The 20,449-nt window shown below is 53.6% G+C and carries 20 protein-coding genes; 17 read left to right on the forward strand and 3 right to left on the reverse strand.

The window, feature by feature from the left end; all coding sequences use genetic code 11:
• Positions 1-6 precede the first annotated feature (6 nt).
• Entirely contained in the window at positions 7-597 is a 591-nt protein-coding gene (locus tag V7787_RS16565; protein WP_336088698.1) for an NAD(P)H-dependent oxidoreductase, read from the forward strand.
• On the opposite strand, the gene V7787_RS16570 is transcribed toward V7787_RS16565, so the two are convergent.
• Positions 578-1,528, reverse strand: a complete 951-nt coding sequence (locus V7787_RS16570) for a LysR family transcriptional regulator (RefSeq protein ID WP_336088699.1) — start codon at positions 1,526-1,528, stop codon at positions 578-580. The two genes, V7787_RS16565 and V7787_RS16570, sit on opposite strands and share 20 nt — an antisense overlap.
• 109 nt (positions 1,529-1,637) lie before the next feature.
• Here V7787_RS16570 and V7787_RS16575 point away from each other — a divergent pair, with 109 nt between their 5' ends.
• The 6 genes from V7787_RS16575 to V7787_RS16600 all read left to right on the forward strand — a co-directional run bounded on the left by V7787_RS16575 (position 1,638) and on the right by V7787_RS16600 (position 8,637).
• Positions 1,638-2,096 carry a CidA/LrgA family protein gene (locus V7787_RS16575; protein ID WP_336088700.1) on the forward strand — a complete coding sequence of 153 codons (459 nt, stop codon included), beginning with the start codon at positions 1,638-1,640 and terminating at the stop codon, positions 2,094-2,096.
• A 2-nt stretch (positions 2,097-2,098) separates the two neighbouring features.
• Positions 2,099-2,788, forward strand: coding sequence for an LrgB family protein (locus V7787_RS16580; protein WP_179052692.1), 690 nt, complete (start codon positions 2,099-2,101; stop codon positions 2,786-2,788).
• 153 nt (positions 2,789-2,941) lie between these two features.
• Entirely contained in the window at positions 2,942-4,537 is a 1,596-nt protein-coding gene (locus tag V7787_RS16585; protein ID WP_336088701.1) for an amidase, read from the forward strand.
• Positions 4,538-4,665: 128 nt separating this feature from the next.
• Positions 4,666-6,141 carry a purine-cytosine permease family protein gene (locus V7787_RS16590; RefSeq protein WP_336088702.1) on the forward strand — a complete coding sequence of 492 codons (1,476 nt, stop codon included), beginning with the start codon at positions 4,666-4,668 and terminating at the stop codon, positions 6,139-6,141.
• 298 nt (positions 6,142-6,439) lie between these two features.
• Positions 6,440-7,957 carry an AAA family ATPase gene (locus V7787_RS16595; protein ID WP_336088703.1) on the forward strand — a complete coding sequence of 506 codons (1,518 nt, stop codon included), beginning with the start codon at positions 6,440-6,442 and terminating at the stop codon, positions 7,955-7,957.
• Positions 7,954-8,637, forward strand: a complete 684-nt coding sequence (locus tag V7787_RS16600) for a hypothetical protein (protein ID WP_336088704.1) — start codon at positions 7,954-7,956, stop codon at positions 8,635-8,637. The genes V7787_RS16595 and V7787_RS16600 overlap by 4 nt, the downstream gene beginning before the upstream one ends.
• 89 nt (positions 8,638-8,726) lie before the next feature.
• On the opposite strand, the gene V7787_RS16605 is transcribed toward V7787_RS16600, so the two are convergent.
• Positions 8,727-10,253 (reverse strand): CoA-acylating methylmalonate-semialdehyde dehydrogenase, encoded by a 1,527-nt coding sequence (locus V7787_RS16605; protein WP_179052627.1) that lies wholly within the window; start codon positions 10,251-10,253, stop codon positions 8,727-8,729.
• 38 nt (positions 10,254-10,291) lie between these two features.
• Positions 10,292-11,923 (reverse strand): MFS transporter, encoded by a 1,632-nt coding sequence (locus tag V7787_RS16610; protein WP_179052628.1) that lies wholly within the window; start codon positions 11,921-11,923, stop codon positions 10,292-10,294.
• Between the two features lie 436 nt (positions 11,924-12,359).
• Between V7787_RS16610 and V7787_RS16615 the strand changes: the two genes are divergently transcribed.
• From V7787_RS16615 to V7787_RS16660, 10 genes are all read left to right on the forward strand, one after another.
• A complete protein-coding gene (locus V7787_RS16615) occupies positions 12,360-13,334 on the forward strand; it encodes a quinone oxidoreductase family protein (RefSeq protein ID WP_336088705.1) in 975 nt (324 codons plus the stop codon).
• 29 nt (positions 13,335-13,363) lie between these two features.
• The gene (locus V7787_RS16620; RefSeq protein WP_336088706.1) at positions 13,364-14,293 is read left to right on the forward strand and encodes a LysR family transcriptional regulator; all 930 of its coding nucleotides are present in this window, start codon (positions 13,364-13,366) and stop codon (positions 14,291-14,293) included.
• Between the two features lie 27 nt (positions 14,294-14,320).
• Positions 14,321-15,223: a LysR family transcriptional regulator gene (locus tag V7787_RS16625; protein ID WP_179052631.1), complete on the forward strand. Its 903-nt coding sequence runs from the start codon at positions 14,321-14,323 to the stop codon at positions 15,221-15,223.
• A gap of 169 nt (positions 15,224-15,392) precedes the next feature.
• A complete protein-coding gene (locus V7787_RS16630; RefSeq protein ID WP_179052632.1) occupies positions 15,393-15,677 on the forward strand; it encodes a YciI family protein in 285 nt (94 codons plus the stop codon).
• Between the two features lie 100 nt (positions 15,678-15,777).
• Positions 15,778-16,698 carry an NAD(P)-dependent oxidoreductase gene (locus tag V7787_RS16635; protein WP_179052633.1) on the forward strand — a complete coding sequence of 307 codons (921 nt, stop codon included), beginning with the start codon at positions 15,778-15,780 and terminating at the stop codon, positions 16,696-16,698.
• 328 nt (positions 16,699-17,026) lie between these two features.
• A complete protein-coding gene (nthB, locus tag V7787_RS16640) occupies positions 17,027-17,725 on the forward strand; it encodes a nitrile hydratase subunit beta (RefSeq protein WP_256873150.1) in 699 nt (232 codons plus the stop codon).
• 20 nt (positions 17,726-17,745) lie between these two features.
• Positions 17,746-18,357 carry a nitrile hydratase subunit alpha gene (gene nthA, locus V7787_RS16645; protein WP_336088707.1) on the forward strand — a complete coding sequence of 204 codons (612 nt, stop codon included), beginning with the start codon at positions 17,746-17,748 and terminating at the stop codon, positions 18,355-18,357.
• A 3-nt stretch (positions 18,358-18,360) separates the two neighbouring features.
• Entirely contained in the window at positions 18,361-18,735 is a 375-nt protein-coding gene (locus tag V7787_RS16650) for a nitrile hydratase accessory protein (protein ID WP_336088708.1), read from the forward strand.
• Positions 18,736-19,084: 349 nt separating this feature from the next.
• Complete coding sequence (locus tag V7787_RS16655; protein ID WP_179052637.1) at positions 19,085-20,086, forward strand: helix-turn-helix domain-containing protein; 1,002 nt, start codon at positions 19,085-19,087, stop codon at positions 20,084-20,086.
• 149 nt (positions 20,087-20,235) lie between these two features.
• On the forward strand, positions 20,236-20,448 hold the full coding sequence (locus V7787_RS16660) for a CbtB domain-containing protein (RefSeq protein WP_179052638.1): 213 nt from the start codon (positions 20,236-20,238) through the stop codon (positions 20,446-20,448).
• Position 20,449: the final 1 nt, after the last annotated feature.

Here is a 20,449-nt window from a genome sequence, read left to right on the forward strand (position 1 = left end):
TAAGTAATGACTAAGCATCGGGTACTGGGGATCTCTGGTAGCTTGAGATCCCAGTCGACCAACAGCCTTTTTCTGAGGGCTATGGCTTGGGCCTGCCCAGATACCGTGTCCTTCAAGATCTATTCTGATCTAGGAAGAATTCCGATCTTCAACCCTGACGATGAAGCCGAACCTGGTCACGTGGTGACCGAATGGCGAGAGATGCTTCTGGGGGCCGACATGATTCTCTTGGCGAGCCCCGAGTACGTCCATGGTGTGCCAGGTGCGATCAAGAACGCATTCGACTGGATTGCCGGTAGCGGGGAGCTAATGGGCAAGCTACTAGCTTTTCCGAACATTTCTCCCCGGGCCACTATTGCTCATGCTCAGTTGGCCGAAACGCTTCACATCCTGGGCACTCGAGAGGTGGAGGAGTGCAGCCCCAAAGCGACTTTGGATGAGCCTATGATCCTGCCTGACCAGGACGTTGAAGGTGTCCTGAGTCATCCTCTGACTGGCCCGAGGATCGAGGCGCTTTGGCAGAATATCGAGAAGCGTCTGGATTCGGAAAGGGGCGGTCAGGAAGAGCCACCAAGCCTCACTCGGTACCTGTGGTAGCTTCTGTGCCTGCTGTCCAACCCTGTATTGGTGCGCTTGGCGAGACCAGGAGTTTTCGTGCCAGCTCCAGCCATGCTTTGGCGGCAAACGAAAGCTGGCCTTGTCGGCGCCAGGCGAGGGAAATCTTCCAGGTAAGCGAAGGTGACTGGATTTCTGCGACGGTGAAGCTGCCTGCGTCGAGTGTCTCGCAGAAGACTTTGGGGAGCAGGGTGACGCCCACCCCGAGACTCACCAGCGAAGCCATAAAATCCCATTGACCGCTGCGTCCGCTGACCTTGGGAGTGAAACCTGCTTCACCACAGGCATTGGTCACGAGGTCGTTGAGTGCGAAGGAGTCCCCGTAGAGGATGAACTCACTCTCTGACAGTTCTTTGAGATCCACTGCTGTTCGGCCTTGCCAGGGTGAGTTCTTGGGCGCAAGGAGGCAAAGAGGAGATTCAAACAGCGGAAGCGAATCGAATTCAGACCACAGGTCACTCGCACCTGAGAAATCCAGCAGCGTACCGAGCTCCAGCACACCATCCCGGAGGTATCCGAGGGTGGCATTGCTGCCGATTTCAAAAAGCTTGAGCTCGATCTTGGGGAAGGCTGAGTGATAAGCGCCGAACACCGGGGCCAGGATGGAGTGAGTCGACGGTGAAAGCCCCATCCGCAAAACGCCCCGTTCGACCTTCTGAAGGTCATTCACCTCAAGCTTCATGCGGTCGTGCAACGCCATCATTTCCTTTGCGCGTTGGTACACGATCTCACCGGCGTCAGTGACGGTGAAGCGCTTGCCCTCGCGTGCCAGGAGGGGGACGCCAAAGTTCTGCTCCAGCACCTGAACCATTTTGCTTACCGTGGGCTGGGTGAGGTGCAGGTGGGCTGCGGCCTTGGTGAAGCTTTTTTGATTCACCACCTCCACGTAGTAACGCAGAGCACGGATATCCATTGATCATTCCTGTATTGCATGATTTTCATAATTTTAATTCATTTTTTCTTTGCATGCCTAATCGGTAGCATTCACTTAACCAATTCAGCTACTCCCCAGGTATAAAACGATGTCTTCTGTATCTCGCTTGATCGACCCTAACCCTGCAAGACGGTGGGTTAGAGCTGTCGCCCAGGTGCTGCTTTTGAGTGTGATTTGGTTTGCTGCAGATCGTGGTGCAAAGGTGCTCGGACTTCCCATTTCGGGTGGCATCTTTGGCTTGGGGATTCTGGTTGTGCTGTTAATGACAGGCGTCATCAAGCCAACCTGGGTGGAAGGTGGGGCAGAACTGATTCTTGCCAACATGCTTCTCTACTTCATCCCCTTGGTGGTGTCGGTGGTTCAGTACACGGATCTCTTCGAGACCGAGGGCTTGAAGCTCATGGTAGCCATCGGCGTCGGATTTCTGTCCGTTCTAGTAGTCACCGCTTTTGTCGTGGAGTGGGCTTGTCAGCTGATCCGGAAGCGTCATTACAGCAATCTCATTGAAGCTCGAAGGACTCGCGCGCTTGTGGCAGGGCAGAAATGATCATGAAAGACTCAATGCTTTCTCTGCTTTTCCTGTTCGTCACGATTGCTGTGTTCTACGGGAACCAGGCCGTCTACAAGAAGCATCAGCGCATTTGGTTGATTCCGGCAATCCCGACGTCGATCCTGCTGATCGCTCTGGTACAGGCAACGTCATCCAGCTATCCGCTCTACTTTAAGGATACCCAGTGGTTGGTTTGGCTTCTGGGCCCGGCAACAGTAGCGTTCGCTTTACCGATTTATCAGAACCGTCGGATCGTCCGGAAATACTGGATGGCCTTGGTAGCAGGTAGCTTGGTCAGTATCGCGGTGTCGGTAGTGGTAACGCTGCTAGCTGCCCAGGCGCTGAGCTTGGATGAGGAGATCACGCGCAGCCTCCTTTCCCGATCGGTATCTACGCCTTTTGCCTTGGAAGCGACCGCCAAACTTGGAGGTACCGCACAGCTGACTGGCGTCTTCGTGGTCATCACCGGCTTGTTCGGGATTGTCCTCGGCGAGGTGATTCTGACCTTGATACCGCTGCGCAGTCGACTTGCGAAAGGGGCCCCACTTGGCACCGCAGCGCACGGCTTTGGTTTGAGCATTGCTCGAAGTCTGGGCCACGAGGAGGGAGCGGTAGCGAGTCTCACGATGATTTTCAGTGGTGTTTTGATGGTGGTGCTATCACCCATGATTGCGAATATGGTGGCGTAGTCAAACGCATCTAGACCGGGCAGTCTGGCACCGTGTCCTTTCCCTGCGCAAAAATGGGGGCGGGCAGGTGTCAGTTTTAGTCTATGAAGATTGGCAGTGACAGGCAGGCCAAGCTGGCGTGTGGGGGTTAGGTTAGATCAGGACTTGGATTTAGTGCACGAAGCGCAAAATCCAGTGTTTTTTGAGCTAACAAGAGAAGGTAGAACAATGCCCAACGCAAGCAAACCCATTGGCCTGGGAATCCCGACTCCAACACCGGAGGACATCCTGGCTATCTCAGCAAACCTCGGTCTGAAGATCAGTCCGGAAGACGCTGTTGCATACGCTGAGGTGGTTGGTACAAGCCTTCACAACTACAACATCGTCGATGGGTTGCTGGCTGATCATGTCGCCCCTTCAAAGATCCAACGCGAATTCATGATCCCCTCTGTAGGCGAGAACAGGAACAACGCCTGGTATGTTCGCTCGAACGTTCAAGAGTGCAAAACCGGTAAGCTCGCGGGGCGCACCATCGCAGTAAAGGACAGCATCCCTGTCGCCGGTTTGCCGATGCTCGCTGGCTCCAACATCTTCGATGGTTATGTGCCTGACTTCGATGCCGAAGTGGTGAAACGGATCCTCGCGGCTGGCGGCACCATCACCGGCAAAGCACATTGCGAGTACCTGTGCTTCTCCGGTAGCAGCCATACCAGTGTTGGTGGCCGGATCGGCAACCCTTGGGATCAATCCCGCTCTGCCGGTGGTTCTTCTTCTGGCTCGGCTGCGCTGGTTGCTTCCGGTGAAGTTGACATGGCCTTGGGGGCCGACCAGGCAGGTTCGATCCGCATGCCTGCTTCCTTCAGCGGTATTGTGGGACTGAAGCCGACTTTCGGTCTCGTGCCGTACACCGGCATCCCTTCGCTCGATGCATCTTTCGACCATGTTGGCCCGATGACCGCCAACGTTGCCGACTGCGCACTCATGATGAGCGTGCTGGCTGGCCCAGACGGTGTTGATGCTCGGCAGCAGGGCGTTGAGGCGTCTGACTATGAAGCTGCTCTTGGTCAGGGTGTGAAAGGCCTGCGAATCGGTATCCTCAAGGAAGCCTTCGAAGTGCCAGGTAGTGACCCTCGTGTTGGCGCCCGGGTGCGTGAGGCGGCTGGCATTCTGGAGAAGCTGGGTGCAACGGTAGTGGATGTCTCTGTTCCGATGCATCGTCATGGCCTGGATATCTGGACGACCGTAGGCTGGACTGGCATGACTGAAACCGCCATCAAGACCAATGGCTTCGGGATCATGCGCAATGATCACTATCCGGTTCACCTGATGAAGTGGGTGCACGAGCAAGGCGCTGGCATCCATCTCGCCCCGCCAAGCATCAAGTTGTTCTTCCTGATCTCCGAATACGCCCGTAAGCACATTGGTTGCGTGGGCTACGGTAACGGGATCAACGCAGCGCGTATCCTCCGTGGCCAGTATGACAACCTGCTGAACAAGGTTGATCTGCTGCTCATGCCGACCACGCCAATGACCGCGCTGACTCTTCCTGATGCCGCGACGACTGTCGAGCAAGAGCTCAAGACTTCCCACCCGATGGCTTTGAACACGGCCCCGTTCGACATGACCCATCACCCGGCGATCAGCTTGCCCTGCGGTGGCGTTGAAGGTTTGCCAGTGGGACTGATGCTGGTCGGTCGTCACTACGATGAATCGACTATTTTCCGCGCGGCTCAGGCCTTCGAGAGCACCGGCGAAGGCAAGTTTCGCTAAGTAAGAAGTTGTACCCCTAATAAAAACATACGTATGCGGCGGCAGCTAATTAGCTGTCGTCGCGCTTCCCTGCCCGCAATAAAACAGCTGCCTGCCCGGGCAGCACTACAAAAGTGTGAGGGTGGTTTATGAGCAAGCTCAAAGAGTGGTTCCAAGGGCCTCAGGATATTACCGAGGCTGAAGCGGTTGAAGACTATGCGGTTGGTCGAGTACCAGCACGTTATCGGTGGCCTATCCCGGCCATCATCTTGGTGTTGCTGGGTAACTCAACAGCCATGTTCTGGTTCAGCCTTGGCGCCGACATGGGCTATGAGGTGGGTTGGCCAAACATGATCTGGCCGTTGCTTTACATGACGGTCATCGCCACGGTCATCGGCTCCTGCATCATGAAGCTTGCAAGCAAGGAAGGCTTGTCGATGAACCTTATGACCCGAGGATTGGGTTTCGGGTACATGGGGTCGGCCTTCACCTCCCTCATCTACGCGGTCAACTTCATTTTCTACTTCCTGTTCGAGGGCACCATCGTCTCCCACGGCATCGCTCATTACGCGGGCATTGAGGTCGCGTCGCCGGCGGGTATAGGTATCTTCGCGGCTATTGGCATTGTCACCATCTGGTTTGTGTGGAAGGGCATGTCTTCCATGCAGTTCCTGCAGACCTGGGGTGTGCCGATTTTCATCGTGCTGTTTGGTTTCTGCCTTTACCAGCTCACCCACAACTACGATGTCGTAATGCCAAATGACTGGAAGCCGAAGGGGGAGGTGAATTCCGCTGCCTTCTGGGCTGTCATGAACATGGCCAACGGTCAGATCGTGTTCCAGGGGCTGCTGGCCACTGACTACGGGCGTTTTGCCAAGCCAGGTATCACGCACAAGGGCACCTCGGTCATCATGCTTGGCATGCTACTCCCGATCGTGTTCGTAATGCTCTGTGGGGCCTTCCTGGCATACACCTTGATCCCAACCCTGGAGTCAGGTGATGCCTTCTCGCTGGCCAAAGATCCAGGCTTTGTCTTCCCGGCAGTCATGGCGTTGACGGGCGTTATCTTCACCATCATCACCCAGGTTCGTATTAACGTGCTGAACCTGTATTCGGGCTCGATCGCCCTTTCCAATACCATGGACATGACCTTCAACTTCCGACCTGGTCGGCAGTGGTGGATGCTGCTGGTATTGGTGCTTGGCGTCGTGTTCTACGTGTGCAACATCCTGCAGTACACCGGCACCTTCCTCGCCATTACCGGCATCCTGACCAACACCTGGGTGTTCATCATCCTGGCTGACTACTACATCTGCCGGAAGGTCATGAAGCTTGCCCCTGACGACTTCATTGAGTTCCGCAAAGAGTACCTGTGCAAGTGGAACCCTTGTGGCGTGTTCAGCCTCCTGATCGCAGTGGCGATTGGTGCTGCCGGGGTACTGGGTGCTTACCCGATGTACTACGCATCCTTCATCGCGATGATCGTAGGGCCGATCCTGCACGTGATCGCTACCAAGATAACAGAAGGGCGGTACTACTTCTCTGAGTTTCCCCAGGACGTGGAGACCAGCTGGAAACCCCACGATACCTACCAGGGGCCGAAGCCTGCGGTTGAGTTGAGCTGAGTCGTTGTGAACAACGAAACGGGCGCCGATTGGCGCCCGTTTCGTTTTGGGATTGGTTAACTTCCTGTGCTCAGTAGCGATGCGGCTGATGCGGGATGATCAGCAGAACCTGCGGGTGAATACGACTACACAAATCAAAGTGTGCATCGCTTGCTAAGGGAGCACGTAACAGCGACCATGTGATGTCACCTGGCCACCCCTTAGAATGCTGCTTAGCTGACCTCTAACTTGGAGCGCCAGTCGATAGCAGTGAAAAAAAAGCAGGGTTGTATATTGAAAAGTCCAATCAGGAAGAAGAATGGATATTGAAAGCTACAAGCTAGCGGTGCTTGCTCTTCAGCAAAATATAGCGAAGCTACACCTTGACAGACAAAAGTCTTTGCTCAAATCAGCTGAGGCGGAGCAAGAGTATGCTCAAGTCCTTCGGGTGGCTGCTCGTTCACCTGACGGAGGCCTAAAGGCGAGCGAACGGATTGAGGAGCTGTCCGACGTTATTACGAAAATTCAATATAAAGTGGTGCAGTTAGATAAAAAAATCCATGAAGAAACAGGTCGGCTGCATGAAGCTCAACACGAGCTCAATTTGTCGTTGAAACAAGAGCGCCTTCAGGAACTTGAGCAGGAAAGAAATGCCCTGGCAGTTCAAGATAGAGTAGCGCGTCTAGAGCAGGCCAAGCTTAATAAGCTAGAGCAGGCGCGCCTCGACTTCAAACTAGAAGAGCTTGAAGATAAGAAGAGGATTTACAATCAGTTACCGAACAAGGGTAAGTTTCATATTATTACTGGGATTAATGGCTTAGGGAAATCTCGCTATCTTAGATTTCTTGCAGATAACTCGTTTGTTCAAGATTATTGCCAGAGGATTATATGCTTATCTGGAACGATGTATGACAGATTCCCTAAGAAAAGTGAAACCTCAGAATATTCATGTGAGTATCTGTACTTTGGAAATCGTGTAAATAACAATTTTTTGTCAGAGAAGGCGCCTTTCCGAATACTCTCAAGTTTTATATTGGGTGAGGGTTGCAATGGGCTTGCAGGTGACATGGCTGGTAAAATTCTTGAGGAGCTTGGATTTAGTAGGCAAGTCAGGCTAGTCTTTTCTCCAGGGCAGTCAATAAGCCAGTCTGATTCGATCTATAAGAATAAAAAAACTATAGGTATCACTCTAGAGTTTGATAATACTCTGCAGCAAACATTCAAGGCAGAGGAGTTGTTGGCGGCTTTGGATGGTCGTGAAATCCAACTGATTGATATGCAATTTGAAAAAGAAAATAGGCGATTAGGGCTCTCTGATTTGAGCTCTGGTGAGCGACTCTATCTTCTCAGTACAATGGCTCTATGCTTCTGTGTGGTTGAGCGCACGCTGGTGCTATTTGATGAACCTGAAAACTCTTTGCATCCTCAGTGGCAGGCAAAGATTATTAAAGATATGGTGAGTATCATCAGGAACAAGGCTGATGAGTGCACTGTAGTGATTGCCACCCATTCCCCGCTTATTGTTTCAAGCGCCCCGAATGATATCAGCTATATACGTGATCTTCCGTCAACTGAGCCTTGGCTGAGGTCTGAGCTTTATGGTCGTAATGCTGACACCATTCTCTCGGAGCAATTCGGGCTTACTTCACCACGCTCGCTTACTGTGGCATCACTCATTCAAGACTGTCTCACGGCACTGACAGATGTTCATAGTGAGCCTAGAAAGTTTTTGGCGGCTGCAGATAATCTGTTGAGTCATAATATACAGCTGGATGAGAATGATCCACTTCATGACACGATAAAGCGCATCAATTCTTTGAGGGAGAAGTATGCATGAGTTTCGGCCCCTCAAGACTTCAGCCTCTGCATGACGATATCCTAAAGAAGTACCCGGGAGAAATTGCACGTTTTGATGCAGGAGAATTAGAATGGAAAAGCACAGCCTTTGATGAGCTTAAGAAGGCTCTGCGTCTTTCGCTCAGGGCGCAGCAGGATGGTCGGTGCATATATTGTAGGCGCAAAATAACGATTGAGAGAAGGAATGCGGCAGAAGATATTGAGCACTTTCTAGATAAATCTAAGCCTAAGTATAAGAAGTGGGCGTTTTCTGCTGTGAATCTGGCGCTGGCCTGTCATCCATGTAATATTCAGAAGACAACAAGGGATATGGGGGATGCAGCAGTTTCGAGCGCATCAACGTTGACTGGTAACTCGGGAGAGTATTCATGGATACATCCTTACTTCGATGATTATTTTGATAATATTGAAATAGTGGATGCATGGATTTATCTTGTCAAGGCGGAGGCGCCAAGGCCAGAGCGCGCAAGGAAGATGATCAAGGATTGTTTGCTTGATCAAATAACAAATATTGAGGCTGGTAAGGTGGCGCTGTTTGATCGGATCGTTAGAATTCAAAATTTAGCAGTGCGATGCTTTGAGAAAGATAACTTCGTGCGAGGGAAGAAGCTTATGGGTTATGCGGGAGACTATGCAAAAAACGGTTGGAAGTTTATCTAGGCTTCGTTATTGATGCCTTAAGTGCCTCCTGAGTTAAGGAGTCCATATAGTGAAGGCTGCCCGGGATTGCTCCGGACAGCCTTGCGCTTTTACTTCAGCGTGATAGTGGTGTTAACACCGTCATTCACGGTCTTGTCGTCGAACCAGCGGCTGGTGACGGTTTTGGTCTGGGTGTAGAACTGCACAACTTGCTTGCCGTATGGGCCCAGGTCACCAAGCTTGGAGCCGCGCGAGCCGGTGAAGCTGAACGCAGGAACCGGTACCGGGATTGGGATGTTGATGCCAACCTGGCCGACATCGATCTCGCTCTGGAACTTGCGAGCAGCGGCGCCGCTTTGGGTGAACAGGCCTACACCGTTACCAAACGGGTTGGCGTTCACCAGCTCGATGGCGTCGTCCAAGGTCTCAGCTTCCAGTACCACGAGCACCGGGCCAAAGATTTCCTGGGTGTAGACGTCCATCTCGGTGGTCACACCCGAGAACAGGGTAGGGCCGATGAAGTTGCCGTCTTCGTAGCCAGGAACCTTGATGTCACGACCATCCAGCTCCAGTTTGGCGCCTTGGCGAACACCACTCTCGATCAGATCCAGGATGCGCTGCTTGGCACGCTTCGAAATTACTGGGCCGATGTCGGTGCCAGGCTCGGAGCCGGCGTTCACTTTAAGCTTCAGAGCCAGTTCTTTGATGTCCGGCAGCCAGTTGCGCGCCTCGCCTACCAGTACGATGACCGAGGTGGCCATGCAACGTTGGCCGGCAGCACCGAAACCAGCACCCACCAGGGCGTTCAGAGTGTGCTCACGGTTTGCATCAGGCAGTACCACCGCGTGGTTTTTAGCGCCCATCATCGACTGAACGCGTTTGCCGTGCTGGCTGCCCAGGTTGTAGACATGGGTACCGACGTGGGTCGAACCTACGAACGAGATGGCTTTGACGTCAGGGTTGGTGCACAGGGCGTCAACGACTTCTTTACCGCCGTGCACGACGTTCAGTACACCTGGAGGAATACCGGCTTCGAGGCCCAGTTCTACCAGCATCAAGGTCGACAGCGGATCCTGCTCCGAAGGCTTCAGAACGAAGGTGTTGCCGGTGACGATAGCCATCGGGAACATCCACAGTGGGATCATGGCCGGGAAGTTGAACGGGGTGATGCCGGCGCATACACCGATCGGTTGGCGCAGGGTATAGGTGTCAACGCCACCGGCAACGTTCTCGGCGAACTCGCCCATTTGCAGGGTGCTGATCGAGCAGGCGTGTTCCACCACTTCCAGGCCACGGAAGATGTCGCCTTCGGCGTCGGCCAGGGTTTTGCCCTGTTCAGCGCTCAGGACAGCCGCAATGCGCTTCGAATTCTCGCGGATCAGGGCCTGAAGCTTGAGCATAATGCGCATGCGGGCGCCCAGTGGCGTTTTCTTCCAGCTGTGGAAGGCGCGCTCGGCAGAGTCGATCGCGGCCTTCACTTCTTCCTGGGTGGCCAGGGGGACTTTCGCCAGCACTTCTTGCGAGGCAGGGTTAACCACGTCGAGCCACTCGGTGGTTTTGGAATCGACCCACTCACCGTTGATCAGCAACTTGACCTGAGCCACTGTGGTGTCGTTCTTGTTCAGTGAAGCATTCATGAGTGTCTCCTTGGGTTACAGGCTTGAAATCGAAGCTTTTACTTGGAGGTTTCAACGGCATCGAGGTCGACGTTCTTGGTCTCTTTCAGAGCCATGAGGCCGATCACGAGGCTGATGCCCGTTACAAGCACGGGGTACCAGAGGCCGTAGTAGATATCGCCGGTGTACACCACCAAAGCGAAGGAAATGGTCGGCAGCAGACCACCAAACCATCCGTTACCGATGTGATAGGGCAGGGACATCGAGGTGTAACGGATACGGGTTGGGAACAGCTCGACCATTGTTGCTGCCAGTGGGCCGTAGGTCATACAGGCAATGAGGATCAAGGCAACTATGATGGCGACCACCATCGGCTTGTTCACTTGAGCTGGGTCAGCGGCTGCTGGGTAGCCTGCTTCGATTGTTACCTTCTTGATGAGCTCTGCATCGAAGCCGTTCAGTACAGTGCTACCGACAGCGATCTTGATGTCGCTCCCAGCAGGGCCCGCGACGGACTCGTATGGGATGCCCATCTTGGCCAGGTAGGTTTTGGTCTTGTCGCAGGCGCTATCAAATTTGGCTTTGCCGACAGGATCGAACTGGAAGTTGCACGATGCAGGGTCGGCGGTGACCGTTACAGGTGCACTCGAACTAGCCTGCGAGATCTGTGGGTTCCCGTAGTAGCTCAGAGCTTTGAACAGTGGGAAGTACAGCAGGGTAGCGAGCAGCAGGCCTGCCATTAGAATTGGCTTGCGGCCAATTCGGTCGGAGAGCGAACCGAAGATGACGAAGAAGGGCGCACCAATCACGACACTGATGATCAGCAGTGTGTTGGACTGTGCCGGATCCATCTTCAAGAACTGCGTCATGAAGAACAGTACGTAGAACTGCGAGGTGTAGAAGGTGACTGCTTGACCGGCGTTAATACCGAAAAGGGCAGTCAGTACGACCTTCAAGTTTTCCCAAGAACCGAACGAGTCACGGATTGGCGAGCTGCTGGTCGTGCCTTCTTCCTTCATCTTCTTGAAGGAGGGCGACTCGTGCATGCTCATGCGGATCCAGGCCGAGATGCCAACCATGATCAGAGAAAGGAGGAACGGAATACGCCAACCCCACTCTTCGAACTGATCGCCAGTGATTTTGCGGCAGATTAGGATGACGAGGAGAGAGAGCAGCAGGCCAAAGGTTGCAGTGGACTGAATCCATCCAGTGAACATGCCACGCTTGTTTCTAGGCGCATGTTCTGCCACGTAAGTCGCCGCACCACCGTACTCACCGCCGAGAGCCAAGCCCTGGAGCATACGCAGTACGACGAGAATGATCGGAGCGGCGATACCCCACGACGCGTAGGTCGGCAGAATACCAACCAGAAAGGTCGATAGGCCCATCAGGACGATGGTTGCCATGAACGTGTATTTCCTGCCGATCATGTCGCCCAACCGACCGAATACAAGCGCGCCAAACGGCCTCACCAGGAAGCCGGCAGCAAAGGTCATCAGCGCAAAGATGAAGGCCGTGGTGTCGTTAACGCCGGAAAAGAAGTGCTTACCGATGATGGCGGCCATGGCGCCATACAGGAAGAAATCGTACCACTCGAAAATCGTTCCAAGAGAAGAGGCAAAAATTACCTTCTTGTCTTGCCGTCCTATTTCGTCAGAGCCAACGGTGCGCTCTTGGGCTATCTCATTCATTTGCAGTTCCTCGGCCCAGTGGGCTCGTTTTGTTTTTGTTCTAGACTGCCGGCCATTCGAGTGGCCGCCATCGTGACCTTGCAGAAAGCAGGTGGTGACCTTGCAGAAAGCAGGTGCCCCGATAACTCGGTAATGCTCGATGGTTCGTATTGCGGACAGCGTGGGGCTAGGTCTCCAAGTACCAGTGGTAGTGGAACCGAGTCTATGAGTGCCCCTGCGAGTGGCACAGAGCAGAATCTGCTCAATGGATGTGCAAAAAATAGGGAATGCACCACTGGTCACCCCTTACCTGCTGCACAGCCGTTTAAGCTGATGATGGAAAGGTGGGCGATAGGCATTTGTGCAAATCTTGCAGGTCTGTAGTGCAAGAAACCTGGCTTGTTGCACGTGGTGCAAGGTGCGACCTTTGGTGCAGTGCAATCACTGGAGGTGAGTCATGGTTGATGTAGTGCGATTCGAAAGCTTTGGCGATGCTGATCAACTTCACCTGGAGAGCGTCCAGGTCGGTGAGCCTGCTGAAGGACAGGTGCGTCTCAAGCAGCACGCAGTAGGTGTAAACCCGCTGGATATCAGTCAGCGCCGTGGTGAAGTGAAGATCCCGCTTCCCTCGGGTATTGGCCTTGAGGGCGCCGGTGTCGTCGAGGCCGTGGGCCCCAACGTGACAAACGTGAAAGTGGGTGATCGAGTTGCATATGCCACCGGCCCGATTGGTAGCTATGCAGCCACTAGGCTCTTCCCCGCAGAGCGCCTGGTAAAGTTGCCGGACAATGTGAGCTTTGAAGAAGCAGCTGCTGTTCTGTTCAAAGGCATCACGGCTCAATACCTGATCAAAACCACCTACCCGGTCACCAAGGGCACGAACATTCTCCTCTATGGTGCTGCAGGAGGCGTTGGTCAACTGCTGGCATCTTGGGCGAAGCACTTGGGTGCGAACGTCATCGGTGTCGTCTCGAAAGAAGCGAGCATCGAGCGAGCGCGTGCTGCAGGCTGTGATCACGTTTTCGTCTTCGACAGCGCTACTTTGGCAGCCAATGTCCAAGAAGCCACGGGTGGTAAGAAGGCAGATGTTGTATACGACGGTGTCGGTAAGCCAACCTTCGAGACTTCATTGGATTGCTTGAGAGTGCGCGGCCTTATGGTTTCCTACGGCATCACGAGTGGGGTGCCCGATCCGGTAGCGGTAGGAACACTGAACGCCAAAGGCTCGCTTTACCTCACTCGGCCTGGCTTGGCTGCACATGTTGCTACGGCTGAGGCTTACCAAGAGCGTGCGGCTGACGTCTTGGATGCCCTTGCCAAAGGCATCATCAAGGCCCAAGTCTCTAAAACGTATCCGCTGAAAGAGGCCGGGAAGGCTCAGCAGGACATCGAGCATGGCCATTCCAAGGGTTCGATTGTATTGATCCCTTAATCAGCACATTTGTATTGTTGAGGTTGTAGATGGATCCGTTCGATAGCCGTAAAGCCGATGAACTCTCAGCGATCCTTGCGCTTGCTGACCATCAAACGTTTTCAGCAGCGGCGAAGGTTCTCGAACGGCATCCATCCGTTCTGTCCAAGCGGATCTCCGCGTTGGAAATGAGGTTGGGCGTTCGGTTGGTTGAGAGGACTACCCGCGCTGTTCGATTCACCGACGTCGGTGCTCGATTCGTCGAGAATATCCGTGCCGCTGCGAGGCTGATCGGCGAGGCTCAGTCTGAAGCGTTACAGGACTCTTCCGAGATCCAGGGAACGCTAAGGCTGTCGCTGCCATCTGCCATGGGGCGGATGTGGCTGAGCCCATTGATCGCTGAGTTCGCCAAACGGCACCCGCATTTGTCCTTGGAGCTCGAGTACACGGATGAATTCGTGGATATCGTCTCCAAGGGTTACGACCTGGCCATACGCATCGGTGATCTGCCGGACAGCCGACTTATCGCGCGCAAGCTTTGCGATCAAACGCGTATCCTGTGCGCCTCGCCTGAATATGTTGAGCAGCGTGGAGCACCCGCGCATCCCCACGATTTGGTGAATCACCAGTGCCTTTCCTATACCGGATTCAGCACCTACCCGGACTGGCGCCTCGTATCGGAAGGCAAAGCTGTCACCATTCGGCCCAAGGGGTCGATCAAGAGTAACGACAACGAAGGTCTGCTCATCGCCGCCACCCATGGTTTGGGTATCGTAGCCGGCAGTACCTGGCTGATGGCCAAGGCGATGCACACTGGCAGGCTTGTTAGAGTTCTACCTGAGTGGACATTTAGTACCGACTCTGGCGTTTACCTTGTTAGACCGTCATCTGCTTACACCTCTGCGAAAGTTGATGCTTTCAAAACCTTCATTGATTCCCGTTTTGCTGCCAAGGCGCCTTGGGAGGATTTAGAAGGGTAAGTCTGTACCGTGATTGAGAATTAAGTTATGGCAAAAAAACAAAAAAATGAAAACTGGGATGACTTTCGATATTTTTTGGCCGTGGCGAGGGCTGGTACCTTGTCTGGCGCTGCCGAGAGATTAGGTACAGAACATACAACTGTTGCACGTCATATTTCAGCCTTGGAAGATGGCTTGAAAATAAGACTGTTCCACAAAAGCAATTCTGGCTATGAGTTGACTCCTGAAGGGGAGAGGGTACTCAATGCTGTAGAAAGTATGGAAAGCATTTTGCTCTCCTATAAAAGTGATGAGACTGATCCAGGGCAAATTTCAGGTCTGGTCAGGATTGGGGCTCCAGACGGATTCGGGAGTGTATTCCTGGCGCCTAGAATGGCAGAACTGACAAGGAAGTATCCCAATCTTGAGGTGGAAATCTACGCGGCAGCGCGGGTGTTTAGTCTTTCTAAGCGAGAGGCGGACATCGGCATCAGCTTGGCGACTGCAGAGCACATGCGGGTCGCTTCTCGCCGCCTGACTGACTACCGACTCCAAATCTATGCCACCCGTCAGTACCTTGAAGAGTCCCCTCCCATACGAAGCCAGAAAGATCTCGAGCAGCATCCCTTTGTAGGGTATGTCGAGGATCTCCTGTTCGCACCACAGCTCAATTTCTCCAGTGGCTTGGAGGTAGATCTCGTCTCGCGCCTTCGCAGTACCAACCTACTCACTCAGGTACACACTGTCTTGGGAGGGAAGGTGCTTGGCATCCTTCCGGCCTACATCGCGACGTCATTCCCCAAGCTAATCCCTGTTCTCGCAGACGAGGTCAGCATTAAGCGCTCCTTCTACATGCACGTCCATGAGGATCACAGGAAGGCAGCACACATCCGCGAGGTAGCGAGGTTCATCGCAGAGCAGGTGGATGCTAACCGGGAGATCTTCCTCTGACAAATTCGCTGATGGCCCGCACCGCCATCAGTGAATTTTTGCACGCCGGATGTGTGTTTATTACGTTGTGAAGGCACAACCGGCGGGCGTACTGTGAATCTCATCGAGTGAAGACATTTTAAATGCCTAAGTTCGAATGCAGATACCAGTCAATAATAATAGGTGCAGCATGCTATACGTCATCTACTGCAAGGATAATCCGTCTACTCCCACCAGGCGCGATGAATTCTATGATGCGCACCGCGCTTATCTGAAAAGCGCCACCATCAAGATCTTGATCGCTGGCCCTTACACTTCGGTGGATAGCGACAAGAAAATCGGCAGCATGCTTGTTGTTGAGGCGGAAACGCTCGAGCAAGCTCTCCAGTTCCAGCGTAATGATCCATTCGCTCTGAATGGCGTCTGGAGCGAAGTCAGTGTTAACCCCTATCTGAAATCAATTGATCAGCGCTGAGCATTAGTGGGCGCTATCAGCATGCCCCATGCAAGTTACTGAATCATTCAGATGTAAAAGTTAGTTGGTACAACCCCTCGTAGAGCAATGGAGAACAAAAATGAAGACTATCGCTTGGATCGGCCTCGGCTTCATGGGCAACCCGATGTCCAAACACATGTTGAACGCTGGCTATGCCGTAAAAGGCGTGGATATCGACCCGGCAGCCTGTGAACGCGCCGCCCAGAACGGTGTTCAGATCTTTTCGACCGTCGCCGAGGCCTGCAAAGGTGTAGACGCCGTCTTCACCATGCTGCCAACTGGTACCGAAGTTAAAGAAGTCCTGGCCGGCCCGGATGGCGTATTCGCCAGCATCGATCCGAACACCGTGGTCATCGACTGCTCCACCATCGGTATCGAAAACGCCCGTTCGCTGCATGCTTCTGCCAAGAAAGCAGGCCGCATCTTCGCCGAGGCCCCTGTGTCGGGCGGTACCGAAGGCGCGATCGACGCTACCCTGACCTTCATGATCGGCTGCGAAGATCCGCACGTTGCCCGCGTCAAAGAGCTGCTGAGCCCAATGGGAGAGTACGTTGCTCACGCTGGTGGCCCAGAAGCTGGCCAGGCTGCCAAAGTCGTGAACAACCTGATCATGGGCGTTTGCGTGGCAGTGAACTGCGAGGCCACCGCTCTGGCTGAGCGCCTGGGCCTGAACCTGAAAGAGTTCTTCGAAATCGCCATTCGCTCCACTGCCGACAACTGGACTTTCCGCGTCTGGAACCCGGGCAAGGACGTGGTTGCGACCGCTCCAGCTTCGAAGGGCTACCAGGCGGGCTTCAAAACTTGGCTGTTGGCCAAGGATTTGACCCTGGCCATGGATGCTGGCCGCGAAGTTGGCGCCACCATCGCGACCGCCGAAGCTGCTCACGCCCTGCTGAAAAAACACATCGATAACGGCTGGGCTGACATGGACGCTACCTCCCTGGTGCTGGGCCTGAAAGAGGCTGCTGAGAAGGTAGTTCCTCAGAAAGCCATCGCCTGATTCGCCGTTACATCTCACAACGAATGTCACCCTTTGGCCCGGAGCTCACCCTCCGGGCCGTTTTTTTATCTGTCGGGGAATGCCCGAAGGGCCTATCCAGATTCTGCACGCAAAGTAGACCGTGGTAGAAAAATGACAGTTTTGGACTAAGCAGCCTGTCGCTCTCAACCAAGACACGCTTCACACCCAAGCCTATCCTCATCTATAGAGCCTGCTTCTCGATGTCGGCAGTTATCCAAGCCGCCATTGACTCACTCCTCTGACGAGGGGGCAACTGATGTAGGTGGTCTGGCCATAAAACCAACAGTAGCCTGACAGGGTGGAAAAAATGATTGGGATTCATGATATAGGCGGCTTGCATCACCTTGGCCCTATCAATACTCGCGATGACGAGGTCTTTCATGAGCACTGGGAGGGTTTGACCTTCGCACTGCTTCTGGTCTCGGGCACCGTGGGAACCTGGGCGCTTGACGAGTTCCGCCACATTATCGAGCGCATGCCACCAGCGGACTATCTCAAAACACCATACTACGTGCATTGGCTTGAAGCGATTGAAGAGCTTTGTGTCCGTGATGGTCATGTCACTCGAGAAGAGCTTGAGCAGAGGAAGCAGGCGATTCTGTCCGGGCAGACGAAGTTCCCAGAGTACGCGGGAGCCTTTGATCAGCAGGTTGTAGACAAGCTCATCGCCGGTGCGAGGAAAATCGCATATGTGGGCTTGGAGGCTCGCCGTCCTGATCAACCTCAGTCGTTTGCCATTGGATCGAAGGTTCGCGCTCGTACCTTGGCTGTGCCGGGTCACACACGACTTCCGCGATATCTCTGGGGCAAGGTCGGGGTGATCCTCTCCTACAGTGGTACCTACCCCCTGGCCGACACGGTTGCTCACCGGCGCGGTGAGCACGCTCAGCCAACTTATGCCGTTCGCTTTGAGGGCAGTGAGATCTGGGGTGACAGCGCAGAGCCAAATACCTCCATCACCATAGATCTCTATGAGTGCTACATGGATCCAGTCACAGAACAATAAGCCAGAATTGAGGAACAGCTATGTCCGAGCATAAGCATCATCAGCATGATCTCTCGGAGGGGGAGGTCAGGGCGAAAGCGCTGGAGTCTTTGCTGAAGGAAAAAGGAATTCTCCAAGGTGATGTAGTCGACAGCATCGTATCTATGTACACCCAGGACATCGGGCCAATGAACGGTGCCAAAGCTATCGCCAGGGCCTGGGTCGACCCGGAGTACAAAAAGCGTCTCCTGGCTAATGCCACCAAGGCTGTGGCCGAGCTTGGTATCAGCGGGATGGAAGGTGAGAACCTGGTTGCAGTTGAAAACACTGACGATGTTCACCATGTAATCGTCTGCACCCTTTGCTCATGCTATCCCTGGCCTGTCTTGGGCCTGCCACCTCGTTGGTATAAAGATGCGCCTTACCGTTCCCGCGTAGTGCGTGAACCGCGTTCTGTATTGGCCGAGTTTGGTACTGTGGTGCCTGACTCGAAAGAAGTGAAAGTCCTGGATAGTAACGTCGAGGTACGTTACTTCATCATGCCTCAGCGGCCCGCTGGCTCCGAAGACATGACCGAGAATGAGTTGGCAGCCCTTATCACTCGCGACTCTATGGTTGGTGTCACTGTGCTCCCACCGGTAGTGAGGAAATAAGCCATGTCCGTCGAGCCAAAAATCAGCTGCCAGTCTGCTTCGCCAAGCGATGCCGTGAATCTTCAGATCAGCGCTATGTCGGGTGCTGAGTCCATGCCGCGAGAAAACGGTGAGCTCGTTTTTGACGCTCCTTGGCAAAGCCGTGCATTCGGTATGGCCGTCAGCCTTTCTCAGCAAGGACTCTTCACGTGGGACACCTTCCGGGCTGAGTTAGCGAGCGCTATTAAGCGGAACAATCAAAATGGATTGACCGAGTATTATCTGTGCTGGCTGGAGGCGCTTGAGGTGTGCCTCACTCAAACCAAAACTCTAGATGCTGAGGCAATCTGCCAGCGCGAGCATGAGTTCGAGCATCATGAGCGTGACGAGGTTTTCTGAAGTATTGAGTACCTAACCTTTGGGTCAGTTATTGCCGTCTGGCGGTAACAATTGTTTCCTTGGTAAACACTCATTCATGCAGTACCTTGATGGGGAGTTGATAGCCTAGCTATTGCTCCCCTTTTTTTCCGTTTTGAGAAATTTGGGGCGCGCTGATCTGGTGCATTTCGAACCATTTTTGTGCGGTATTTTATTGATTAATAGAGTTTTTTTCTTGGTATGGATGCTCGATGCTGAGAAGTGGTAGGGAGGTGACGTTCTCGTCTGTTCCTGGCCTCAATTTTGCTTCTCAAGAAAGGTGTTGAACACGGCTGGTTCTCCAGACGTAGGCTTTCGAGAGGATAGAAGAATGGTTAATTCAGTTTCTGGTGGCGTTGAGCTATTACATGCTCCCCGAGGAGATTCGAAGATATCCAGCGGGCAATTTCTCTACGCGACGTCCTTAGTGGACACCCCCAAGCGTTTTGAATATTGGCATCATGCTATTTGCACGCATTTTATTCCTGCCGAAAGTTGGAAGCCTAAAGATAATGGGTTTGTCGGTGAGCTCAAGGGTCATAGTTTGGGGGGGTTGTTGATAGGTCAGTACGATGCCAGTGAGCATTGCTGGCACAGGACGCCCAACAATATTAGGTACAGTCCTGGTGATGATTTAGTCGCCTATTTCGTAGAGGATGGTTGTGTCAGGCTGGAGCAAAATGGCAATAACATTACACTGAACTCCGGTGAGATCGCACTCTATGACGCTGCTACCCCATTTATTCAGGAAGTTTCAGCGAAGTCATTGTTGCTCATGAGAATGCCTCGTGGTGCGTTGATGGCGAGAACCAATCGTGCTGAGCGCATCGTCGGGATGAAGATCGGCAATCACAATGGGATGGCCACTGTGCTCGGTGGGCTGATGAAAGCCTCACTATGCCTTCCAAACGGCTCGGACAGTTCGTCCCTAGGGCGCTTGGCTACAGCGTTTCTGGAAACCCTGTCGGTCGCAATTGACCTGCAGGCGGGTGATGATCTTTCACCTTCACACGCTGATTCGCTTTACATCAAGACCATGGCCTACCTTCAAGCCAACATTGAAGACGAGACGCTTAGTATGGAGACGATTTCGTCTGCGATGCATGTGTCCGAGCGTACCTTGTTCCGGGCCTTTGCCAAGCACCAGTCAACCCCTATGCAGCAACTGTGGCTCGCTCGCTTGAAACGCAGCTACGATTTGCTCGAGACCGGGCAGGTGAAGCGTGTCACACAGGCCGCCTATCAAAGCGGTTTCAGTGATGTCTCCCACTTCTGTCGTGTTTTCCGCAAAGAATTTGGCGTAACCCCAGGTAAGGTTGTGGCGCGGATCTAGCCTCTTCAGCGGTGCGTGGCGCCGCTGCGCGTATCTGAAGTTGTTGGCAGTTTTAGTCCAATAGAATGGCAGTGGTAGCCAAGCGGAAGTGACGGGCATAGGGGATTCTGGACAGCGTACCCATCCCACATGCTTAGCTGGAGGCTGTCATGACCGTGAGTGCCATTTCCAATAACGAAATCTCTGTTCCTGCGATTCCTCTGCGTGACGTCATGCCATGGGCGATATTTGCAGGTTTGATCCTGCTCCTCGCCTTGTACTTCGTCGGCGCCGAGCAGGGCGCCGTGTCGATGTTTGCCGGCACCGACATTCACGAGTTCGTTCACGATGGCCGGCATTCGCTTGGCTTCCCTTGCCACTAGG

This window comes from Pseudomonas sp. CGJS7 (assembly GCF_036961695.1).